Here is a 7,229-nt window from a genome sequence, read left to right as displayed (position 1 = left end):
TACCCAAAGCATTTCCTGTTTGGCGGCTAAAACGCCTGTCGCCGCTTGTCCTAATCCCCCAAATCCCAGTATGCCGACTCGCATGGGAGATTGAGTGAATTCTTTTTGGATTGGTATTTGACTCATAGCATCATTTTTTGATTAGACAATCTTTTATTATCGTTGATTATTGTGGAGACAAGGCAAGCAAGCTTTGAGTAAAACTACCTTGACTCTGGGGGAAATCTACGCGAAACTTAACATATGATTTACCCTTTGCCTCAGATATTAATAAGTTTTGTGAAGCTATGACTCCTTTTAGATCCATTCGTCAAAATTGATGTAGGGATCTGCGAGTCAGTCAAATGATGAAGCGATCGCAAAAATTGTTGTCACTGCCCGAGCAGTGTCGATGAGGATCTTCAATATCTTGTAGCAGTCAGCTCAATCTATGGAAACCTTAGAGTTCGTGATCTATCCCGATGGCCGAGTCCAGGAAAAAGTCACTGGCATTGTCGGTGCTTCCTGTGAGGAGGTTACTAAAGCCATTGAAGCGGAGTTGGGTGTCGTGCTAACTCAGGAGACTACTTCTGAATATTTTGCACAAACACACCATCAATCTCAAACGGCGACTGCCAAGGTCAATTTTAGCAATTGGTAAACTTTACCCCGGAATTCATTCAATTCGTTCAACATTAGCGTCTATGTCACACTTTAGCCAAATCAAAACACAAATTCGCAATCTGACTTCTTTAAAAGCCGCTTTATCGGATCTAAAAATTGACTGGAAATCAGGCCCAATAGAAGTTAGAGGCTACAAAGGTCAAACTCGTTCGGCTGAAATTCTGATTGAACAAAACAATGGTTATGATATCGGCTTTAGCTGGAATGGGACTGAATATGAATTAGTCGCTGATTTGCAATTCTGGCAGCAACCCATCCCCGTTGATCGCTTTGTGAACAAGGTGACTCAACGCTATGCTTATCATACCGTTGTTAGTCAAAGCAGCAAACAAGGCTTTCAAATTGCCGAACAACAGCAAAACCAAGATGGTTCAATTCGTCTCGTTGTCCAACGTTGGAGTGCCTAATGTCTGAATGGTCTGCATCGTCGATTAACCTAACACCAGAACGTTCAGGTTTAGAACCGGAACTGGGAGGGGGTTTGCGGGATGCGTCACAGCGTTCAGGCTTTGAGCCGGAGTTGGGGGGTGCATTGCGGCAAAAAGGGGTTTATGTCGATGAACCCACCTGTATCGGCTGCAAGCACTGCGCCCATGTTGCCCGTAATACCTTCTATCTCGAACCTGATTATGGGCGAAGTCGAGTGTTTCGGCAAGATGGTGATCCCGAAGAGATCATACAAGAAGCAATAGAGACTTGCCCGGTTGATTGCATTCACTGGGTTGATTATACCGAGTTAAAACAGCTTGAAGCGGAACGCCAACATCAAGTTATCCCGGTTGTGGGATTTCCGGTTGAGGCTTCAATGGTTAACCGGAAACGCAAAAAAGGTTAATAATCGCCCTATCCATTTGCAGTGATCTCGATTGACATCTATACACCAGCAGCACCTACAAGTGAAGTCTGGTGTTTTTTCTGGAGAGGATTTTTTCCGGCATTTCTATTGATGGCGCTTTGAGTTTGAACGCAGATTTGGCGATCGCTGGAAATGCAAAACCTTTAACCATGATCACCCAAAAATCTCTATTGTCTATTTTAACAAAAATTCTTTACTTAGTCCTCTGGGTGCTGTTAGGATTTTTCTTGGCTATGGGATTATCCTGTCAAAAACCTGTTATGGGTTTTGAATTATCGACATTCACTTCTTTGTTCAAAACAGCTTCTATAACTCCTCTAAAACCACAGTATTCTATTTCCCAACTCGAACAACAAGGTCGAGATTTTTATCAAGCAGGTGATTTTGAGAAAGCGGTACAACTCTGGACAGAAGTTGCGACAACAGAAACGGATAAATTAAAACAAGCCATTGCACTCGGTAATCTTTCTCTGAGTCTACAAAAATTAGGAAAGTGGGAAGAAGCCGCGCAAGCCATTCAAAAAAGTTTAGAGTTGCTGCATTCTGTTTCAAATAACAATAATCGACAGATTGCCACCTTAGCTCAAGCTTTGAACATTCAAGGAAACCTCTACTTTTCTTTAGGTGAATATAACAAGGCTTTGGAAACTTGGCAACTGGCGGAGACAACTTATCAACAAACTCAGAACCAAAATGGAATCATTCAAAGTTTACTGAATCAAGCTCAAGCTTTGCAAGGATTGGGGCTTTATCGTCGAGTGGAGAAAACGTTAATTGAAGTCAAAGAAACACTAAAATTACAACCTGATTCTGTTTTGAAAGTTTCTCAGCTTCGCAGTCTTAGTAATATTCTCCGACTGTTAGTAAATCTCGGTAATATTGATTATATTGATGAAAGTTCTTGTCTGATTTTAGAGAGTTATTCAGTCAAAAATTCTACTTCTACTGAACTCTCAGCCGGAGTTGTTGGGTTAGAATTGTTAGAAACAGCTCAACAATTACAGTCCCCCCAAGAAATTAAAGACGCTCAATTTAATTTAGCAAATACTGCACGAGCTATCTATCAACAACAAAAAGAATTAGACAATCCAACTCTAGCGAAAAAATCAGCTCAAACGGCTTTAAATTGTTATCAACAAGCGGTTAAATCTTCTGCGGTAATAACTGAAATTAGAGCTAGACTCAATCATCTCAGTTTATTATTAGAATTAACAGAGGGGTTAGACTCAGAAAAAGATGCAGATTTTTTGAATAATGTTCAATCTCAAATTGAGTTTGAGAAGGAAAACTGGCAGAGTATAGAGTCAAAAATTAACAATCTTCCTTTAGGTCGAACTGCAATTTATGCTAAACTAGATTTAGTACAAAGCTTGATGAAGTTAGCCTTATATCAGCCTCTACTTTATCAAAATATTGAACAGCTTTTATTAACCACTATCCAACAAGCAAAACAACTCGCAGATCCCCGAGTTCAATCCTATGCACTCGGTTATTTAGGTCAACTCTACGAACAACGCCAACAATGGCAAGAAGCTAAACTTTATACTCAAGATGCTTTATTTTTAGCGCAGTCTATTCAAGCTGAAGAAATTGTTTATCAATGGCAATGGCAATTCGGTAGAATTTTAAAAAATCAGCTACCATTAGATACAAAAAGTGTAATTTTAGCTTATAATGGAGCGGTAAAAACGTTACAATCTTTGAGAAAAGATCTGGTTGCCATTCGTCAAGATGTACAGTTTGATTTTCGCGATCGCGTTGAACCGGTTTATCGAGAGTTCGTTGATCTACTTTTAATATCAGAAACTCCATCTCTAGAAAACCTAAAACAAGCCCGAGAAGTCATTGAAGATCTTCAGTTAGCCGAACTCGATAATTTCTTTCAAGATGCTTGTTTAGAAGCAGAACCGCAACCGATTGATCAAATTGATGCTAATGCAGTCGTTATCTATGGAATTGTTTTAGAAAACCGATTAGAAATCATTGCCAGTTTACCGAATAATCAACTCTTTCATTATAGAACACCTGTCTCGAAAATAGAATTAAGAAATACTCTAAAGCAACTCAGATTTCAACTTCAAAAGCCCTATGCTTATCAAGAAATTAAACGATTATCAGAACAAGTTTATCGTTGGTTGCTTGAACCTTTAGAAACTCAATTAAAAGCCGATGAAACCTTAGTTTTTGTGCTGGATGATGAACTGCGAAATATTCCGATGACAGCGCTTTATGATGGCAAACAATATCTAATCGAAAAACATCCGGTTGTCATTCAGCCCGGACTACAATTATTAGACCCAAAACCGATGAATAGACCTGTCAATGCTTTGAGTGCAGGTTTAGTCGAACCGCCAGAAGAATTTCGTCAACAGTTTGCTTCGCTGCTGAATGTTCCCCAAGAATTACAGAAAATTCAAGACATTATTATTAATAGTGAACAGTTACTCAATGAAGAATTTAATCGTCAGAATCTTGAAAAAACCATGAGTTCTCAAGGATTTCAAGTGATTCACTTAGCCACTCATGGTCAGTTTAGTTCACAAGCTGAAAAAACATTTATTCTGGCTTCAGATGGGCCGATTAATATTAAGCAAATGGATGAATTTTTTCGCAGTTGGGAGGAAAACAAAACTCAGATCATTGATTTATTAGTTCTCAGTGCTTGCGAAACCGCTCCCGGAGATAATCGAGCCGTTTTAGGATTAGCAGGAATGGCAGTTAGAGCCGGAGCCAGAAGTACAATTGCATCATTGTGGAGTTTAAATGATCAGTCAGCAACTGAATTTATGGGTCACTTTTACGAACAATTAATTCAAGGAAAATCGAGAGCAGAAGCACTTCGTCAAGCTCAACTGGCCTTTCTAAAAGAAAAGAATCGATATGATGCTCCTCTGTTTTGGGCGCCTTATATTTTAGTAGGAGATTGGCGTTAGGAATAGATTATAACAGCTATAGCAGTGAGGGCTGGTATCTTGAGAAGGAGGAAACCTATTAAAGTTGTAAACACGCTCCCTGGTCATTGCTATAGTAACCCTTTGCTTTGCCAAATTTCCGGAATCTGCCTGCCCTAATCAGTAGAAATCACAAGTTGTTGGGCGAGTTGTTGGGCGAGTTGTTGGGCTTTAGCCCTAAAGATACCCTCAAACGCAACAACACACAAGATTGAACCCCGCATTTTACGATAAAATTGTCCACTGCTACAGTCAAGCAGGATATTAATGCTGCCGAAAGGGTTAGTCCGTTACTGGCATATTTTTCTCCCTCTGATCTTCTTGGGAGCTTTGCTAACGCCATTAGCACTCCGTTCTTATGTTGAAATCATTACCCAAAATCGTCGTTATACCAATATCAACCAAGTTCCGATTAAACCTGTTGCCATTGTCTTTGGGGCGGGTGTGTGGGAAGATGGAACACCAATGCCCATGCTGGCTGACCGAATACAAGGTGCCATTGATCTCTACCATCTGGGACGAGTTGAAAAAATTTTAATGACTGGAGATAACGCCACGCCAGAATACAATGAAGTTATAGCCATGCAAACCTACGCTCAAGATCAAGGAATTCCCCTAGAAGACATCAAACTTGACTACGCTGGGTTTAGTACCTATGAAAGCTGTTATCGAGCCAGAGAAATCTTCGGAGTTGAACGGGCAGTATTAATCACTCAACAATATCATTTACCCCGTGCCGTCTACACTTGCAATCAACTGGGTATTGATGCGGTTGGTTACGGTACTGCTGACTGGGGCAGATATCAAGATGAACCCATGCGATTTTATACCCAACGCGAGATTTTAGCGATTATTAAAGCTTTGTTAGATCTTCATATTCTACATCCTAAACCCACTTTTTTGGGGCCGTTTGAGGGAATGTAAGACAGTTATCAGTCTTGTAGGGGTAATTGATCAATGACCTCTATAGCGCTACGCGCTAGGCAAAAGGCAATCATGCAAAAGGCAAAAGTTAGATAAAAAAGGTTTTCAGCTTCTTAAAAAGTTTGGCGGGACGGAAACCGACACCGCCAACTTTTCGCTTTTACTAATGTCCTAACCATAATGCGTAGTGCTATACTGAACTTCTAAACTTCAGTGATTTGCTTTATGCTGTTGTGTGGGGAGTTTAGACAAAATTAAACAATGGCACTTTATCTTGATTCGGCGATTATTGAAGAAGCAAGGGCAGTCAGTCAATGGGGTTGGGTAAAAGGAATAACCACGAACCCAACGTTATTGGCGAAAAGTAGCCTTTCCCCGGCGGAAACGCTCAAACAACTCAAACAAACCACATCGGGAGAAATTTGTTATCAACTCACCGCTTCTGACTTAGACGGGATGATAACAGAAGCTCAAGCCGCTTTTGAACTCCTGGGAACTCAAACGGTGTTAAAAATTCCGGCGACTGCTATCGGGTTTCAAGCTGTCGCGAGTCTGTCTCCAGATATTGCTTGTTCCGTAACAGCCATTTACAGTGCCGCTCAAGCCGCCGTAGCGATGGAAGCAGGGGCGAAATATGCTATAGCCTATGTTAACCGAGCGACTCGACTGTTGGGCGATGGGATTAAATTAGTCGAGGAGATGTCGGCTGTGCTTCACCGAAGCAATACAACAATTTTAGCAGCCAGTATTAAATCACCCGAAGAAGCCGCAGCCACTTTAAAAGCGGGAGCGACTCATTTAACCCTTCCTCTCGATATTTTAACAGCGATCACCACTCACGAACTTTCAGAGAAAACCGTTGAAGAATTTGCCCAAAATGGTATTGGACTCAAGGGTTGAAACTGAATTGGTATTTCATACTACGTCCGGTTGATTGATTCTTTTATCGAGGTAGGGCGGGTTTATTGACATTCTTTAATAGGGGACAAAGATTTGGGCAGAACCCGCCCCTACACAATAATCATTCATTAATCGGATATCATATCATTAGCGTTTCCTAGCAGAAACCTTTAACAACACTGACAAAACATGAAGATATTTTCTCTCAAACCCTCTCGGCTGAATATTGTAACTTTAATCGTTGCTTTAGGACTGACAATATCAAGTTATATTGGGGAAATTCCCAGTGCTTTTGCTCAAACATTTCAACCTCCCCAGATGATTGCTAGTCTTTTTTCCTTTTCAGGAAATCGACCGAAGAATTTAGGGGTTGAGGAGGGGAAATTCGCTAATTGTCCCGATTCTCCCAACTGTGTCTCTAGCCAAAGTATGGATGTTGTTCATCAGATCGATCCGCTTAATTATGGCGATCAATCTCCAACTGAAGCTTTTGAGAAGCTAAAAACCATTATCAAAAATATGGATAACGCCAAAATTATCACGGAAACCGAAAGTTATCTTTATGCTGAATTCACTTCAGCCCTTATGGGATTTGTAGATGATGTAGAATTTAGTCTTGATAAACCGGAGCAAATCATTCATGTGCGTTCAGCATCTCGTTTAGGAGAGTCAGATTTAGGGGTTAATCGCAATCGGATTGAAATGATCCGATCAGTTTTTGAGTCTTAATTTTAAAATGTTAAAACCCCCTACAATCTAGCAGGGGGTTAAATTTATCAGCGAGTTTTAAATCCTTCCGATGTCTTACAGCGCGTTACCACGAGGTAGAACTTCTTCAGGGAATACAAAGGTTTCGTGAGGTTGATCGACGGGAGCCATCCAAGCGCGGATACCTTCGTTCAACAAAATGTTCTTGGTATAGAATGTTTCAAATT

At 40.6% G+C, this 7,229-nt stretch carries 7 protein-coding genes and 2 pseudogenes; 7 read left to right on the top strand and 2 right to left on the bottom strand.

All coding sequences use genetic code 11. The annotated features are described in order from the left end of the window. Window positions 1-126 (bottom strand): annotated as a pseudogene (locus WN50_RS34390) (saccharopine dehydrogenase-like oxidoreductase); the annotation flags it as partial. A 304-nt stretch (window positions 127-430) separates the two neighbouring features. On the opposite strand from WN50_RS34390, the gene WN50_RS27030 reads away from it, so the two are divergent. The 7 genes from WN50_RS27030 (at window position 431) to WN50_RS27000 (ending at window position 7,023) form a co-directional block, all read left to right on the top strand. Next, entirely contained in the window at window positions 431-640 is a 210-nt protein-coding gene (locus WN50_RS27030; protein WP_046281825.1) for a DUF2997 domain-containing protein, read from the top strand. A 43-nt stretch (window positions 641-683) separates the two neighbouring features. Beyond that, window positions 684-1,070, top strand: a complete 387-nt coding sequence (locus WN50_RS27025) for a DUF1257 domain-containing protein (protein WP_046281824.1) — start codon at window positions 684-686, stop codon at window positions 1,068-1,070. Further along, window positions 1,070-1,498 carry a ferredoxin gene (locus tag WN50_RS27020; protein WP_046281823.1) on the top strand — a complete coding sequence of 143 codons (429 nt, stop codon included), beginning with the start codon at window positions 1,070-1,072 and terminating at the stop codon, window positions 1,496-1,498. The genes WN50_RS27025 and WN50_RS27020 overlap by 1 nt, the downstream gene beginning before the upstream one ends. Before the next feature lie 71 nt (window positions 1,499-1,569). After that, on the top strand, window positions 1,570-4,452 hold the full coding sequence (locus tag WN50_RS27015) for a CHAT domain-containing protein (protein ID WP_049561314.1): 2,883 nt from the start codon (window positions 1,570-1,572) through the stop codon (window positions 4,450-4,452). 285 nt (window positions 4,453-4,737) lie between these two features. Next, a complete protein-coding gene (locus tag WN50_RS27010) occupies window positions 4,738-5,394 on the top strand; it encodes a SanA/YdcF family protein (RefSeq protein ID WP_046281822.1) in 657 nt (218 codons plus the stop codon). Window positions 5,395-5,655: 261 nt separating this feature from the next. Next, complete coding sequence (locus WN50_RS27005; protein ID WP_046281821.1) at window positions 5,656-6,294, top strand: transaldolase family protein; 639 nt, start codon at window positions 5,656-5,658, stop codon at window positions 6,292-6,294. Window positions 6,295-6,483: 189 nt separating this feature from the next. Continuing rightward, on the top strand, window positions 6,484-7,023 hold the full coding sequence (locus WN50_RS27000) for a DUF1499 domain-containing protein (RefSeq protein WP_046281820.1): 540 nt from the start codon (window positions 6,484-6,486) through the stop codon (window positions 7,021-7,023). A gap of 75 nt (window positions 7,024-7,098) precedes the next feature. Here the strand turns inward: WN50_RS27000 and WN50_RS32875 are convergent. Next, window positions 7,099-7,229: pseudogene (locus tag WN50_RS32875) on the bottom strand (photosystem II D2 protein (photosystem q(a) protein)); the annotation flags it as partial.

This window comes from Limnoraphis robusta CS-951, from assembly GCF_000972705.2.
The sequence above is the reverse complement of the archived record's forward strand: the minus strand, read 5'-3'. Positions and strand labels throughout refer to the sequence as shown.